Source organism: Stenotrophomonas sp. K-6, assembly GCF_056861555.1.
Map to the genome: position 1 here is coordinate 1 of NZ_JBSPUC010000002.1, position 15,469 is coordinate 15,469.

A 15,469-nucleotide genomic window follows, 5' to 3' on the forward strand; every position below is an offset into this window, starting at 1 on the left:
CCGACTTCAACGGCACCAAGCTGCTGGATGGCTCGTTCTCCAGCCAGCTGTTCCAGGTCGGTGCCAACGCCGGCCAGGCCATCGCCATCGACAAGGTCGTGGACGCCAAGGCCAATGCGCTGGGCGGCGCACAGTTCGTTACCGCCGCCATCGCCGCCCCGACCGTCACCGCTGGTGACGCCACCATCGCAGCGTTCTCCCTGACGAGCGCCTCGGGCACGGTGTCGTTCGACGAGCTCAAGCTCACCGAAACCACCGCCGCCAAGGCCGGCCAGGCACTCGCCACGCATATCAATGCCAAGATCGGCGAAACCGGCGTCTACGCTGAAGCCGATGCCACCAGCGGCGCACTGACGCTGACCTCGGTCAAGGACAGCATCGACAAGGATGGCGCTGTGGTCCAACTGGCCGGCACCGGAATCGCTTTGACGGGCAACGCTGCTGTGCCTGACAAGCAGTTCGCGGACAAGATCGACGTCTCCACCGTCAAGGGTGCCCAGCAGGCATTGGAAATCGTTGACAAGGCGCTGAGCTCGATCAACAACACGCGCGCCGACCTTGGTGCCGTGCAGAACCGCTTCACCTCGGTCGTTGCCAACCTGCAGACCTCGTCGGAAAACCTGTCCGCGTCGCGTAGCCGCATCAAGGACACCGATTTCGCCAAGGAAACCGCAGAGCTGACCCGCACCCAGATCCTGCAGCAGGCCGGTACGGCCATGCTGGCCCAGGCCAACCAGGTGCCACAGAACGTGCTCAGCCTGCTGCGCTGATCCACCCTGCACCGTCCCCGCCGCCGCCGGCTTCGACCGGCGGCGGGGACAACCCGAAGCATCGCAATCGTCACGCAGGAACGGGCCATGGCCATGAGCCGGACTCTCTCCCGGTCGCCACCTCTTCGTGGCCATGGCCCGCCCCTGCGGCAGAACTGTTATCAGCGCTGTTTGTTTGACTGAACACCTCGGGTGGCTTCGTCTCCCCCCGTTTTTCAGTAGCCTGACCCCTCCTCTGCATTGGAGGAGGGTTTTTTACAGACCCTCTGGCATGAGCGCACATCGCCGCCCTGCCCTGAGTGACCTGCAACCGCCGTGCCAAACCCGGCGCTACGTGGCTGGCACAACTCCTGCATCAACGAGAGTTCTAAAGACCCGGCGGCTACGGCCGCTAATTTCGTTGATGGCACCGCCCTGCACCATGCGGCAGCGGCAACACACAGGAGATACAACGTGGCGGACTTCGGTTACGGCGGCATCGGTTCAGGACTCGATATTTCCGGCATGGTCAGCAGCCTGGTAGCTGCCGATCGCAAGCCGGCGGACAATGCGCTGAACCTGCAGCAGTCCAAGGCCAAGATGCAGCTTTCGGCGATCGGCACGGTCAAATCCGCGTTCGACACCCTCAATACGGCGCTCAAAGCGCTGAAAGCCGAGACTGCGTTCGATGCGCGTACGGTCAGCGCGAGCAAATCCGGCACTGACGAGATTTTGACAGCGACCGGTACCAACCTGGCCGCCGCCGGTACGCACGCCATTCATGTGGAACAGCTGGCGACGGCACACAAGTGGATCGCAGACACCTCCCTGCCCAAGACCGAGACGTTCGGCGCCGGAACCCTGACGCTCACCGTTGGCGTCGGCGACAAGCAGAAGACGCTCAACATCGACGTCGCCGCCGATGACACCCTCAGCTCGATCAGGACCAAGATCGAGAAGGCGGGCCGTGCCTCGGGTGTACAGGCCACCCTGATCACCTCGGGCGACAATCAGTTCCTGTCGCTCTCCCAGAGCAAGTCCGGTACCGCCAACGCAATCAAGCTGACTGCCGACCCGGCCAACGCCAAGTTGACGGCCCTCGCCAGCAGCCTGAGCGAGCGCACGCCGGCGACCGATGCCAAGCTGACCATCGACGGCGTGTCCGTGGTGAGCAGCGAAAACACCGTCACCGACGTGGTCCCGGGCCTCACGCTGAATCTGAAAAAAGAAGGCGACAGCACCGTCACCATCACCACTGATGCGGCCGCCGCGCGCAAGGTGATGCAGGACTTCGTGACCGCCTACAACGGTGCCATCGCCGCGATCAATACGGCTACCAAGTACGACATCGAGAACAAAGAACCCTCTTCCCTGACCGGTGATGCGCAGATGCGCGGTGCGTCAAGCCAGTTGCGTGGGCTGATGGGCGGCATTCTGAAGGATCTCTCCGCGGCTGGCCTGGATCCCAAGACCCTGGGCCTGCAGACCCGCGGCTACCCCAATGCCGACGGTAGCCTGGTCCTTGACGCGGCCAAGTTCGACGCGGCCCTGGTCAACCAGGGCGGCGCCGTGCGTGAAGCGTTGACCGGTGACGATGGCGCGGCAGCCAAGCTGTTTGCCGTGGTGGATGGCTACGTCAGCACCGCCGTTGGCAAAGAAGGCGCGTTCGTATCGCGCACCAAGAGCATCAACAGCACGCTGACCGATATCGACAAGCGTCGCAAAGCGCTGGATGTGCGTATGGAAGGCGTGTCGGAACGCTACAAGAAGCAGTTCCTGGCGCTGGATTCGCTGATGAGCAAGATGAGCCAGACGATGTCGAGCCTGACCAGCCAGCTCTCCCAGCTCAGCGGCTGATCGACGGCTGATCGATGAAGGAAGCGGACTCAAGTTGAACCGGTCCGCTGCCGATACCACACGCAGGACACCCCGCAGGCTCCACCCGGTGCCGACGATGTCGCGAACCTCGCGGCCCCGAATGAAGGAGACATGATTGATGTACGGTTCCAACCGTCAATTCACCGAGCAGTACCGCCAGGTCGGCGTACAGAGCGCCATCACCGATGCCGACCCGCACAAGCTGGTCGCACTGCTGCTCGCCGGGGCCTGTGAACGACTTCGACTCGCCCTGGCCTGCCTGGAACGCGGCGACCAGGCGCGCAAGGGCAAGGCGATCGGCGAAGTCTGCGCGATCGTCGGTCACCTCAACGGCTCGCTGGACCATGAAGCTGGTGGCGAGATCGCCGGCAATCTGTCCTCGCTGTACGACTACGTGATGCAGCGCCTGACCGAAGCCAATCTGCACAACGATCCGGCCGCGCTGACCGAGGCGCTGGAACTGCTGGGCGAGATCGATTCGGCCTGGAATGCCATCCCGCACCAGCAGCGCCACGCTGAGCAGGCCACCCCATGACGTCGCTGGGCTCGCTCAACGCCCGTCTGGACGCACTGGAGACAGCGCTGCAGGAAGAGAACTTCGATGAGGCCGGCCTGCAGCTGGATGCCCTCGATGCCGCCCAGACCACCTACCTGGCCGGCCCGTCGGCATTGTTCGACGTCCCGGGTCTGTCTTCGCTGCAGGCACGCCAGCAGCGCATCATGCTGTTCATGATGCGCCAGCGCGAAGAAGCCAGCCGGCATATCCACAGCGGCCGACAGTCGCTTCGCGCCGCGCATGCGTACCTGACGGCAGAATCCCTGTCATGACCGACCTTCGCACCAGCGAGATTCATCACCCCGCCGAAAGCGAGCTGTTCGATGAGACGCTGAGCTGCGAACTGGCGCTGCCGGCTGAGTTCCGCATTGGCAGCGCGGTGATCCGCCCGGGCACCGCCGAGACTCTGCTGCGCAGTGTGGCCCTGGTGGAAGATGCCCGCAGCGATGACGGGCACGACGAGCGCAGCGACGCCACGCTGCAGGTGCAGCGCCTGGAAGCCAAACTGGACCTGGTGATGGTGCTGCTGGGCCGGCTGGTCCGCCAGAGCGCCCAGGATCTGCCGCTGCGTCCGCTGCGCTGGTCCCGTCGGGGCATCCGGATTGAACAGGGCATGCGTACGGGCGCCGCAGCGGGCAGCCAGGGCGTGATCCGGCTGCAGCCCAGCGATTGGCTGCCCGACCATATCGATCTGCCCGTGGTGATCGTGGCCGAGGCCGCCAACGGCGCTGGCGCGCATTATCTGTGGCTGCGCTTCGAGGTCCTGAGCGATGCGCTGGAAATGGCGCTGGAGCGGCATTTGTTCCGCCTGCATCGCCGCCAGATTGCCGAAGCACGGCGTCTGCGCTGACCATACGGTACCGACTGTGACCCAGTCGGCTTGGCGCTGGCCCGCCACTCCGTTAAGGTTACCGCCTCCCCGCCCCCCTAGTAGCCTGTGCGCGTACTCATTGTCGACGATCACACCCTGGTCCGTGCCGGCCTCAGCCGCCTCCTGCAGGGCTTCACCGACGTGGACGTCGTCGCCGAGGCGAGCAATGCCGAGCAGGCCCTGCAGCTGAGCGTGCAGCATGCGCCGGACGTGGTGCTGATGGACCTCTCCCTGCCCGGCCGTACCGGGCTGGAAGCGCTGAGCGACATTCTGCTGCGTACCCCCGGCTCACGCGTGGTGATGATGACCATGCACGATGACGCCGTGCATGTGCGCGATGCACTCGACCGTGGCGCTGTCGGTTTCGTGGTCAAGGATGCCGCCCCCCAGGAACTGGAATTGGCCCTGCGCGCTGCCCATGCCGGCCAGGTGTTCCTGAGCCCGCATATCTCGGCAAAGATGCTGGCGCCGATGCTCGGCAAGGAAAAGCCGGTAGGCGTGGCGGCGCTGTCGCCGCGTCAGCGCGAGATCCTGCGCCAGATCGGCAAAGGCGAGAGCAACAAGGAAATCGCGGCGGATCTGGGCATCAGCGTCAAGACGGTGGAGACCCACCGTGCCCGCATGATGGAGTCGCTGGGCTGCCGACGCGCCACGGATCTGGTGCTGCTCGCCGCACGCCACCAGCACGAACTGGAATGACCGGCGACGGTTCGGTGGCGTTTTTCGGCCAAGGGCAGCCCCTCACGTCAGGATTCCGATGCGGCACAGCGCCACCAGGTGGCGATCTTCAAGGGTTGGACCGGCAAATGCGTCAAAATGACGTACTGATGTAGTGGTTTCCCCTACATGCTGTCGGGGATTGGATGACCCGACTCAGGAACCCCCTGATTCCGGTGCCACCGGAACAGAAGCAAGATGTGTTCCATAACGCGCCGGGGACTCGGCGTGATCGGGGAAACGTCTTGAAAGCCTCCATGTCGACCCAGATGGGTCAGCAGCTTCACCTCACGCCGCAACTGCTGCAGTCGATCCGTCTGTTGCAGCTTGATGGCATGCAGCTGGAGCTGGAAATCCGCCGTGCGTTGGAAGCCAACCCGCTGCTGGAGATCGAAGAGGCCCCCGAGCCCGTCGCCGCCGACACCGCTGAGGCCGTGACGACCCAGGACGTGGCCGCCTTTGACGAACTGCCCGAGAGCACCATGTGGGACGTGGCCGGTGCCGGTTGGCAGGACGGGGATGATGACCGCATGCAGCGCGTCGCCGCCGGCGAATCCACCGACCCGCAGCTGCGCGTCCTGCAGCGCCTGGCAATGGAACTGGATGACCGCGAGCTGGCCGTCGCCGGTTTCTGGCTGGAACACTGCGATGACACCGGTTATCTCGATGCCCCGCTGGCGCAGCTGACCCTGCTCGCCAGCGCGCATTGCGACGTGGATGCCGCCGGCGTGGAAGCGGTCCGTCAGCGCATTCTGCACGGCGACCCGGCTGGCCTGGCCGCCCAGAACCTGCATGAATGCCTGAGCGTGCAGCTGCGCACCCTGCCCGGCCGCGTACCGGCCCGGCACCTGGCCCAGCGCGTGCTCGATGACGGGCTGGCCGCGCTGGCCACGCATGACTATGCCGCGCTCGCCCAGCAGCTGGACGCCGAAGTCGCCGACATCCACGAAGCGGTCCGCCTGATCCTGTCGCTGCAGCCGCGCCCGGGCGAGAGCCTGCTGCCCGATACCACCGGGGTCGTGATCCCCGATGTGGTCGCCTGGCATGCCGATGGCCAGTGGCGCGTCGCGCTGAACCCGGCCACCAGCCGCCGCTTGAGCATCAACCCGCATTACGAACAGGCCCTGGCCGAGACCAGCGAAGCCGCACAGCCGCTGCGCGACATGCTGCAGGAAGCCCGATGGCTGACCCGTGGCCTGTCGATGCGCTATGACACCCTGCTGCGCACCGCGCGGGTGATCATCGAACGGCAGTCCGGCTTCCTGACCCGTGGCGAGGAGGCGATGGCGCCGCTCACCCTGAAGGAAGTGGCCGATGAGATCGGCATGCACGAGTCCACCGTCTCGCGCATCACCACCGGCAAGTACCTGCAGACCCCGCGCGGCACGCTCGAACTGAAGCACTTCTTCGCCGTGCGCCTGGAAGGCGCGAGCGTCTCCGGCCAGGCCGTCAAAGCGATGGTACGTCGCCTGATCGAATCCGAGCCGGCGGCCCGCCCGCTGGCCGATGAGGCCATCGCTGGCCTGCTTTCGCGCCAAGGGGTGAACATTGCCCGCCGGACCGTTGCAAAATACCGCGAACAACTGGACATCGCTCCGGCGCGCGAACGCCGCCGCAGCCATGCCAGCACCCCGCAATTGGCCCGGGTGGGCTGAAGGAAATGGACGACATGAACAAGCTCACCGTGCTGCTGGTCGATGACCACGAGGGTTTCATCAACGCTGCGATGCGCCACTTCCGCAAGGTCGATTGGCTCGATGTCATCGGCAGCGCCGCCAATGGCCTGGAAGCGATCGAACGCTCCGAGTCGCTGCGCCCGCAGGTGGTGCTGATGGATCTGGCCATGCCGGAAATGGGCGGCCTGCAGGCAACCCGCCTGATCAAATCGCAGGACGACGCGCCCTACATCGTCATCGCCAGCCATTTCGATGATGCCGAACACCGCGAGCACGCCCTGCGCGCCGGGGCCGACAACTTCGTCAGCAAGCTCTCCTACATCCAGGAAGTGATGCCGATCCTGGAAGGCCTGAAGGAACCGGGCCATGAGTGAATCGCGCATCCTGGTGGTGGACAACGACGCGGTCCGCGCCGAGCGCACCGTCGCGCTGCTGGAGTTCATGGACTTCAACCCGCGCTGGGTGGCCGATGCCAACGATTTCGATGTCACCCGCCACCGCCCCAATGACTGGATGGCTGCCATCATCGGCAGCCTGGACAACTCCGACCGCAGCGATGCGTTGTTCGCGTGGCTGGGCAAGGGGGCCCTGCCCCCGCCGGTGATGCTGATCGACGGTGATACCACCGCGTTCGCGCAGCAGCATGGCCTGCACGAAGCCAACGTCTGGCCGCTGGAGGCGCCGCTTCGCCACGCGCAGATGGAAGGTCTGCTGCGCCGGGCCAGCCTCAAGCGCCTGGATGCCGAACATCAGGCCGGTGCCGTGCAGGACCAGGGCCCGACCGGCGAAGGCGTTGCGGTCACCCAGCTGCGCCGCATGATCGAGCAGGTCGCCGCCTTCGACACCACCGTGCTGGTGCTGGGCGAATCGGGCACCGGCAAGGAAGTCGTCTCGCGCTCGATCCACCAGCGCTCCCCGCGCCGTGATGGGCCGTTCGTGGCGATCAACTGCGGCGCGATCCCGCCGGACCTGCTGGAAAGCGAATTGTTCGGTCACGAAAAAGGTGCCTTCACCGGTGCACTGAGCGCGCGCAAGGGCCGTTTCGAAATGGCCGAGGGCGGCACCCTGCTGCTGGACGAAATCGGCGACATGAGCCTGCCGATGCAGGTCAAGCTGCTGCGCGTGCTGCAGGAGCGCAGCTTCGAGCGCGTCGGCGGCAACCAGACCATCCGCTGCAACGTGCGCGTGATCGCCGCGACCCATCGCGACCTGGAAACGCGTATCGCCGATGGCAAATTCCGCGAGGATCTGTTCTACCGCCTCAACGTCTTCCCGATCGACGTGCCGGCCCTGCGCGAGCGCAGCGAAGACCTGCCGGCGCTGGTGACCACCATCGCTGGTCAGCTGGCCCGCACTGGCCGCGGCGAAGTCCGCTTCACCGGCGAGGCTCTGCAGGCGTTGGCCAGCTACGAGTGGCCGGGCAATGTGCGCGAGCTGACCAATCTGGTCGAACGCCTGGCCGTGCTGCATCCCAGTGGCAACGTGCGCGTGCAGGATCTGCCGGCCCGTTACCGCGGCGATTTCGCCATCACGGCCCCAGTTGCCGCCGCCGCACCGGCGCCTCTGGCCGATGAACGTCTGGACCTGCGCAGCTTTTCCTTCCACACCCCGGGCAGCCAAGGCACCACCTCGGCGGAGAACGGCGCCGCCCCGGCCAACCGCGCCCCGGCCCTGCCCGACGACGGCCTGGATCTGCGCAACCACATGGCCAACATCGAGCTGACCTTGATCAACGAGGCGCTGGAACGCACCCAAGGCGTGGTCGCCCATGCCGCGCAACTGCTCGGCCTGCGCCGCACCACCCTGGTGGAGAAGCTGCGCAAGTACGGCATCGAACGCGACCAGACCGAACTGACTGGCTGAGCAGAACACCACAAGGAAATCAGAAGCCCGGGCATGTCCCGGGCTTTTTTGTGGATCTGACGGGTGGCCGCCAGCAGCCTCGACACGGTGGGTCGCGATGCCCTTGTGGGCGAAATAAAGGAGGAGGGGTCGGCCGCAGGCCGGCGCCGGGGGACATTCGCCGGCAAGGGCATCGTGGCCCACCGCCCGACCGACCCGCCGGTTTTCCGGCGTCGACTCTCCGGCACACCAGCGCGTCAAACCGCCTCTGGGTCACTCAACCGCACCTCACGTACACCACGGCCACCCCCGCCGGAGCCGCTGACCCCGCAAACCCCCGCCACCGTTACGAAACTGAACCACTCATCACTTTCGGCACGGCACTTGCAACGTATTCACTCGAAACCCATCCCCTGCTTCGGAACGTTCCAGATGTCGCACTCCGTCACCTCGATCCTTTCTCAGATCCGCACCTTCCAGACCCAGATGGGGCAGCCCGCCGTCAGCCCGCTGACGGAAGTGCCGCGCAGCAATGCCATCCAGGGCCTGGTATCTCCCCAGGAGATCCAGGGCCCCAGCTTCACCGAAACCCTGCGTGGCGCCATCGCCGGCGTCAACGATGCGCAACAGAAATCCGGCGCCCTGGCCAAGTCCTTCGAACTGGGTGAACCCGGTGCGGATCTGGCCAAGGTCATGGTCGCCTCGCAGCAATCCCAGATCGCCTTCCGCGCCACCGTGGAAGTCCGTAACCGTCTCGTCCAGGCCTACCAGGACGTGATGAACATGCCGCTGTAAGGATAGAAACGCATGGCCCTGTCGCTCTCCAAAGAATCGCTGAACACCGAAAAGGCTGGGCAGTGGTTCGACCGGCTGCAAAGCCTGCAGATCACCCGTCGGCTTGGCCTGATGGCGATGATCGCCGTGGCCGTGGCGGCAGGTCTGTTCGTGTTCTTCTGGTCGCAGAAGCCCGGCATGGTGCCGCTGTACACCGGGCTGGACCAGAAGGCCACGGCCGAGGCCACCGACCTGCTGCGCGCCGCGCAGATTCCGTTTGAACTGGACCAGGCCACCGGCGGCATCACCGTGCCGGAAAAGAACCTGCACGACGCTCGCCTGAAGCTGGCCAGCTCCGGACTCACCGACAGTGGCCGCTTGGGCTTCGAGCTGATGGAGCGTGACCCGGGCTTCGGCGTCAGCCAGTTCATGGAGAACGCCCGCTACCAGCACTCGCTGGAGACCGAACTCTCGCGCACCATCAATACGCTGCGCCCGGTCCGCGATTCGCGCGTGCACCTGGCCATTCCCAAGCCCAGCGCCTTCACCCGCCAGCGCGATGTCGCCAGCGCCTCGGTGGTGCTGGAACTGCGTGGCGGCCAGCAGCTCGAACGCGGTCAGATCGATGCCATCGTGCACATGGTCGCCGCCAGCATTCCGGATCTGGCGCCGGAGCGCGTCACCGTGGTCGATCAGAGCGGGCGCATGCTCAGCGTCTCCGACCCGAACAGCGAGGCGGCGATGAATGCCGCGCAGTTCGAGCAGGTGCGCCGCCAGGAAACCTCGTTCAACCAACGCATCCGCGAGCTGCTCGAGCCGATGACCGGCCCCGGCCGCGTGAACCCGGAAGTGAGCGTGGACATGGACTTCTCGGTGATCGAGGAAGCCCGTGAGCTCTATAACGGCGAGCCGCAGAAGCTGCGCAGCGAGCAGATGAGCGAAAACAGCACCAACGTGCCCGGCCCGCAGGGTGTGCCTGGTGCTGCCAGCAATACCCCGCCCGGCCCCGCTGCCGCACCGGCCACCGCGCAGGCACCGACGGAAAGCTCGAAGAACGCGACCCGCAACTACGAGCTGGACCGCACCCTGCAGCACACCCGCCAGCCGGCCGGCCGCATCAAGCGCGTCTCGGTGGCGGTGCTGGTGGACAACGTGCCGCGCGCCGGTGCCAACGGCAAGATGGCCGACCAGGCCCTCTCCGCTGCCGAACTCACCCGCGTCGAAGCGCTGGTCAAGCAGGCGGTCGGGTTCGATGCCGAGCGTGGCGACACGGTCTCGGTGATGAATGCGCCGTTCGTGCGGGAAGTCACCCCGATCGAAGGACCGAAGTGGTGGGAACTGCCGCAGGTCCAGGACGCGCTGCGTCTGCTGCTCGGCGCGATCGTGGTGCTGGCCCTGGTGTTTGGTGTGCTGCGCCCGGCGCTGCGCTCGATCACCGGCCAGAACAAAGCCAAGGAAGAAGAGCTGGAACCCCACACGGCCGACGTGCAGCTGGTCGACGATGGCGAGGGCCTGCCCGCCCTCGGCAGCGAACGCTTGAACGCGGCTGGACATGAACCCCTGGCGCTGCCGGTGGACTCTTACGAGGAACGACTGCGCATGGCGCGTGAAGCTGTAAAGACCGATTCCAAGCGCGTGGCCCAGGTGGTCAAGGGCTGGGTGGCCAATGACTGAGAACGCCCCCATGACCGGCGTCCAACGCGCCGCAGTGCTGCTGCTCTCGCTGGGTGAACTGGATGCGGCCGAAGTGCTGCGCCACATGGAACCCAAGGAAGTGCAGAAGATCGGTATCGCCATGGCGACCATGACCGATATCACCCGCGAACAGGTCGAGCGGGTCATGGATCAGTTCGGTGCCGAACTGGGCTCCAAGACCTCGCTGGGCGTGGGCTCGGACGACTACATCCGCAACATGCTGGTGCAGGCGCTGGGCACGGAGAAGGCCGGCAACCTGATCGACCGCATCCTGCTCGGCCGCAACACCACCGGCCTGGATGCCCTGAAGTGGATGGATCCGCGCGCCGTCGCCGATCTGGTCCGCAACGAGCACCCGCAGATCATCGCCATCGTGATGGCCCATCTGGAAACCGACCAGGCCGCCGACGCGCTCAAGCTGCTGCCCGAGCGCACCCGCGTGGATGTGCTGCTGCGCATCGCGACCCTGGATGGCATTCCGCCGAACGCGCTCAATGAGCTCAACGAGATCATGGAGCGCCAGTTCGCCGGCAACCAGAACCTGAAGTCCTCCAACATCGGCGGCGTGCAGTGCGCGGCCAACATCCTGAACTTCATGGACAGTGGCCAGGACCAGGCGATCCTGGGCGAGATCGCGCGCATCGATGCGCCGCTCAGTGGCCGCATCCAGGACCTGATGTTCGTGTTCGACGATCTGGTGGACCTGGACGACCGCGAACTGCAGCTGGTGCTGCGCGAAGTCAGCGGCGAGCGCCTGGGCCTGGCCCTGCGCGGCGCCGACATCAAGGTGCGCGACAAGATCACCCGCAACATGTCCCAGCGTGCGGCCGAGATCCTGCTGGAAGACATGGAAGCCCGTGGCCCGGTGCGCCTGTCGGATGTGGAAGTGGCGCAGCGCGAGATCCTGGCGATCGTCAAGCGCATGGCCGATGAAGGCACCGTCACCATTGGTGGCAATGCGGAGGCCATGCTGTGAACGCTGCCGTGCGCTGGCTTGCCCCGGATCTGCTGGCGGTGCCCGAGCCGGCGCCGGAAGAAGATATCTTCGAACTCACCGAGCCGGATCCGGAGCTGGAACCGGAACCCCTGCTGCAGCTGCCGACCCTGGAAGAGATACAGGCGATCCAGGACAACGCCGAGAAGGACGGCTTTGACCAGGGTCACGCCGATGGCCTTGCCCAGGGCCAGGCCGAGGTGCGTCGGCTGATCGCACAGATCGAAGGCATCCTGGACAACTTCAGCCGGCCGCTGGTGCGGTTGGAAAATGAAGTAGTGGCCGCGCTCGGCGAACTGGCCGTGCGCATCGCCGGCAATCTGGTCGGCCGGGCGTATGAAGCCGAGCCCGAACTGCTGGCGCAATTGGTCAACGAGGCCGTCGACGCCGTCGGCGGCGCCGCCCGCGAGGTCGAAGTGCGTCTGCACCCGGACGACATCGCTGCGTTGACCCCGGTATTGAACCTGTCCCCGAACCAGCGCCTCACCCCGGATCTCAGCCTGAGCCGCGGCGACCTGCGGGTCCACGCCGAGACCGTGCGCATCGACGGCACCCTGGACGCCCGCCTGCGCGGCGCGCTCGATGCGGTCATCCGCAAGGCAGGCACCACGCCATGAACACCGATACCCTGCCCCCGCCGGCCGATTGGACCGCCGTCCGCAACCTGCGGCTGGCCTCGCGCCTGGACAACATCCGCCCCGATACCGCGCATGGCCGTGGCCTGATCCGCGAAGGCGTGCTGCGCCGCGCGGTGGGCCTGACCCTGGAAGCGGTCGGCTGCGAAGCGCCGATGGGCGCCAGCTGCAAGGTCGAAGTCGCCGACGGTGGCTGGGTGGATGCCGAAGTGGTCGGCTTTGCCGGCGAACGCACCTATCTGATGCCCAGCGCCGAACTGCACGGCCTGCTGCCCAATGCGCGGGTCGTGCCTGCGCTGGGTCGCGGCGGTGTGGAAGTCGGCGAAGGCCTGCTCGGCCGCGTCATCGACAGCGACGGCGTGCCGCTGGATGGCAAGGGCCCGATCCGCGCTGAAGGCACCGTCGGCATGGCCGGCGTGTCGATCAATCCGCTGGCCCGTGAGCCGATCACCCAGCCGCTGGACGTAGGTGTGCGCGCGATCAATGCGCTGCTGCCGATCGGCCGCGGCCAGCGTGTCGGCCTGTTCGCAGGCTCCGGTGTCGGTAAATCGACCCTGTTGGGCATGATGACGCGCTACACCGCCGCGGACGTGATCGTGGTCGGCTTGATTGGCGAGCGTGGCCGCGAAGTCCGCGACTTCGTGGAAAGCACGCTGGGCGAAGAAGGCCTGCGCCGCGCCGTGGTGGTGGCCAGCCCGGCCGACCGACCGCCGCTGGCGCGCCTGCACGGCGCTTACCGTGCCACGGCGATCGCCGAGTGGTTCCGCGACCAGGGCTTGAATGTCCTGCTGCTGATGGACTCGCTGACCCGCTTCGCGCAAGCCCAGCGCGAGATCGGCCTGTCGGTCGGTGAGCCGCCGACCACGCGTGGCTATCCGCCATCCGTGTTCGCCAAGCTGCCGGCCCTGGTCGAGCGCGCCGGTAACGGCGCCAAGGGCCGCGGTTCGATCACCGCGTTCTACACCGTGTTGACCGAAGGCGATGATCCGCAGGATCCGATCGCCGATGCCGCCCGCGCGATTCTCGACGGCCACATCCTGCTCTCGCGGCGCGTGGCCGACAGCGGTCTGTACCCGGCGATCGACGTGGAATCGTCGGTCAGCCGCGTGGTCACGGAAATCGCCGACGAGCCGTGGCGCCTGCGCATCCGCAAGCTCAAGCGGCTGGTCTCGGCGTACTCGGCCAACCGCGACCTGATCGCGATCGGCGCCTATCAGCGCGGCAATGACCCGGCGACCGACGAGGCGCTGGAGCGCTGGTCGGACATCGTTGAATTCCTCGGCCAGGACGTCGGCAAAGCCGCCGACCTACCGCACAGTCAGGCCGCCCTCAAGCGGCTGGTGGAACCAGAGAGTTAAAGCCATGATGCAATCCAAGCGATTCGACCCATTGCTGAAGCGCGCCCAGGACCACGAGGACGAGGTCGCCCGCGACCTCGCCGAACGCCAGCGCTCACTCGACACGCATGTGTCGCGGCTGGATGAGCTGCGCCGCTATGCCGACGAATATGCCGGCGCGCAGATGGCCGCGACCAGTCCGGCGCAGCTGATGAACCGGCGCGCGTTCCTGGATCGTCTGGACAGCGCCGTGGCCCAACAGCGCCAGACCGTGGACAACAACCGCGAAAAGGTCGAGGCCGAACGCGCGCGTCTGATCCTGGCCAGCCGCGACAAGCAGGTGCTTGAGCAGCTGGCCGCCAGTTACCGCGCGCAGGAAAAGGTGGTCACCGATCGCCGCGACCAGCGCGAGATGGACGATCTGGGCGCACGTCGTTCGCGCCAGGCCCAGCGCGAAGACAGCGACAATGGAGGCGCGCCATGATGCCCTCGGCCCTGCTTGGCGGCACCGCACCGCTGCAGAACGGCAGCACGGGTGCGTCCTCCGCACGCCCTGAGCTGTCCAGCGGCAGCGATCGTCGAGAGTTTGACGCGATGCTCTCGCCCGGCACTGACACGCCACGCCCGGCAGCATCCAGCAAGCCCGCGGGGCGCCGCGACGCACCTGCGGGCAAGGACGCTGCAACACCGGATACCGGCAAGGACACCGCACCACGCCCCGGCAGCGCCAGCAGCAAAGACACCGCCGAGGCGCCTGCCACTACCGATACCAGCACCGCGCCGCCCGCCACCGCCGATAAGCCGGTGGCCGAGGCGGCGGACGACGATGCAGCGTGGCCGCCGTTCGGCCTGGCCGGCTTGGCGTTGAACGGGCTGCCGGTTGTGGTGCCCGTGCCGGTCGCGCCGGCGCCTGCCGGGGCCGCCGCCGGTGCTGCGCCCACGACGGCGGCGCTGCCGACGCTGGCCACCGCCACTGCGGACACCACCGCGCCGGCAGCGGGCCCGCTGGCTCCGGCGGCACCTGCGACAAGCGGCATCGCCCTGCCCGCCCTGGCGGCCGACGCCGCCCCAGCCGATGCCGTGCCGCTGTTGAAGACCTTTACCGAGGCGCTGAGCGCTGCCGCCAGCGATGGTCCGGACGCACCGGCCACGCCGGTGCTGCACGCCCTGCAGAGCATCGTCGACGCCAAACCGGCAGCGGCCCCGCCCTTTACCGGCTCGCCGACCGCCACCCCGCAGCTGGGCGCTGGCGATTTCGATGATGCCGTCGGCGCCCGCGTCAGTTGGTTGGCGGACCAGAAGATCGGCCACGCCCATATCAAAATCACCCCGAACGACCTGGGCCCGATCGACGTGCGACTGCATCTGGACGGTGACAAGGTCCATGCGACCTTCACCAGCGCCCATGCCGACGTGCGTCATGCACTGGAAAGCAGTCTGCCGCGCCTGCGCGACATGCTCGGCGAACAGGGTTTCCAGCTCGGCCAGGCCGATGTGGGCCAGCAGCAGACCGCACAGAATGGCGGCCGCGGCGATGGTGCCCGGAGCGGCGTGGGCGATGACGGTGAACCGCTGATGGCCGAGACTACTCTGTCGCCCTCGCAGTTGATCCGTCAGCGCGGGTTGGTCGACGCCTACGCGTAATCCCCGAGTGCGACGCCGCTTCGGCGGCGCCGCCAGAAACCCGACACCCGCCGTCTACAGCATTCAGGCACAGCCTTTGCATGTAGTCAGGAAGCAATCCT

General features: G+C 66.6%; 16 protein-coding genes. All 16 read left to right on the top strand.

All coding sequences use genetic code 11. From position 1 onward, the window contains the following. The coding region (locus AC13F7_RS05380) for a flagellin (protein ID WP_482999501.1) at nucleotides 1–770 on the top strand (770 nt) is incomplete at its 5' end. Between the two features lie 453 nt (nucleotides 771–1,223). After that, nucleotides 1,224–2,606, top strand: coding sequence for a flagellar filament capping protein FliD (gene fliD / locus AC13F7_RS05385; protein WP_482999502.1), 1,383 nt, complete (start codon nucleotides 1,224–1,226; stop codon nucleotides 2,604–2,606). Nucleotides 2,607–2,745: 139 nt separating this feature from the next. Beyond that, a complete protein-coding gene (gene fliS, locus AC13F7_RS05390; protein WP_482999503.1) occupies nucleotides 2,746–3,162 on the top strand; it encodes a flagellar export chaperone FliS in 417 nt (138 codons plus the stop codon). Next, nucleotides 3,159–3,455, top strand: coding sequence for a hypothetical protein (locus tag AC13F7_RS05395; protein ID WP_482999504.1), 297 nt, complete (start codon nucleotides 3,159–3,161; stop codon nucleotides 3,453–3,455). Before fliS ends, AC13F7_RS05395 begins: the two co-directional genes overlap by 4 nt. Further along, entirely contained in the window at nucleotides 3,452–4,033 is a 582-nt protein-coding gene (locus AC13F7_RS05400) for a PilZ domain-containing protein (RefSeq protein ID WP_482999505.1), read from the top strand. The genes AC13F7_RS05395 and AC13F7_RS05400 overlap by 4 nt, the downstream gene beginning before the upstream one ends. Before the next feature lie 87 nt (nucleotides 4,034–4,120). After that, on the top strand, nucleotides 4,121–4,753 hold the full coding sequence (locus AC13F7_RS05405) for a response regulator (RefSeq protein ID WP_481468144.1): 633 nt from the start codon (nucleotides 4,121–4,123) through the stop codon (nucleotides 4,751–4,753). A 263-nt stretch (nucleotides 4,754–5,016) separates the two neighbouring features. Further along, nucleotides 5,017–6,426, top strand: coding sequence for an RNA polymerase factor sigma-54 (gene rpoN / locus AC13F7_RS05410; RefSeq protein WP_481468146.1), 1,410 nt, complete (start codon nucleotides 5,017–5,019; stop codon nucleotides 6,424–6,426). 14 nt (nucleotides 6,427–6,440) lie between these two features. Next, complete coding sequence (locus tag AC13F7_RS05415; RefSeq protein ID WP_123729727.1) at nucleotides 6,441–6,821, top strand: response regulator; 381 nt, start codon at nucleotides 6,441–6,443, stop codon at nucleotides 6,819–6,821. Next, nucleotides 6,814–8,310: a sigma-54 dependent transcriptional regulator gene (locus AC13F7_RS05420; RefSeq protein WP_481468148.1), complete on the top strand. Its 1,497-nt coding sequence runs from the start codon at nucleotides 6,814–6,816 to the stop codon at nucleotides 8,308–8,310. The genes AC13F7_RS05415 and AC13F7_RS05420 overlap by 8 nt, the downstream gene beginning before the upstream one ends. A 411-nt stretch (nucleotides 8,311–8,721) precedes the next feature. Beyond that, nucleotides 8,722–9,084 carry a flagellar hook-basal body complex protein FliE gene (fliE, locus tag AC13F7_RS05425; RefSeq protein WP_481468149.1) on the top strand — a complete coding sequence of 121 codons (363 nt, stop codon included), beginning with the start codon at nucleotides 8,722–8,724 and terminating at the stop codon, nucleotides 9,082–9,084. Between the two features lie 12 nt (nucleotides 9,085–9,096). After that, the gene (fliF, locus tag AC13F7_RS05430) at nucleotides 9,097–10,737 is read left to right on the top strand and encodes a flagellar basal-body MS-ring/collar protein FliF (RefSeq protein WP_481468151.1); all 1,641 of its coding nucleotides are present in this window, start codon (nucleotides 9,097–9,099) and stop codon (nucleotides 10,735–10,737) included. 10 nt (nucleotides 10,738–10,747) lie between these two features. Further along, nucleotides 10,748–11,734: a flagellar motor switch protein FliG gene (fliG, locus tag AC13F7_RS05435; RefSeq protein WP_123729202.1), complete on the top strand. Its 987-nt coding sequence runs from the start codon at nucleotides 10,748–10,750 to the stop codon at nucleotides 11,732–11,734. After that, on the top strand, nucleotides 11,731–12,369 hold the full coding sequence (locus AC13F7_RS05440) for a FliH/SctL family protein (protein ID WP_482999506.1): 639 nt from the start codon (nucleotides 11,731–11,733) through the stop codon (nucleotides 12,367–12,369). Before fliG ends, AC13F7_RS05440 begins: the two co-directional genes overlap by 4 nt. Then, complete coding sequence (locus tag AC13F7_RS05445; protein WP_123729200.1) at nucleotides 12,366–13,745, top strand: FliI/YscN family ATPase; 1,380 nt, start codon at nucleotides 12,366–12,368, stop codon at nucleotides 13,743–13,745. The genes AC13F7_RS05440 and AC13F7_RS05445 overlap by 4 nt, the downstream gene beginning before the upstream one ends. A 4-nt stretch (nucleotides 13,746–13,749) precedes the next feature. Continuing rightward, nucleotides 13,750–14,208, top strand: coding sequence for a flagellar export protein FliJ (gene fliJ, locus AC13F7_RS05450; RefSeq protein ID WP_482999507.1), 459 nt, complete (start codon nucleotides 13,750–13,752; stop codon nucleotides 14,206–14,208). Continuing rightward, entirely contained in the window at nucleotides 14,205–15,368 is a 1,164-nt protein-coding gene (locus AC13F7_RS05455) for a flagellar hook-length control protein FliK (protein WP_482999508.1), read from the top strand. Before fliJ ends, AC13F7_RS05455 begins: the two co-directional genes overlap by 4 nt. Nucleotides 15,369–15,469 lie beyond the last annotated feature (101 nt).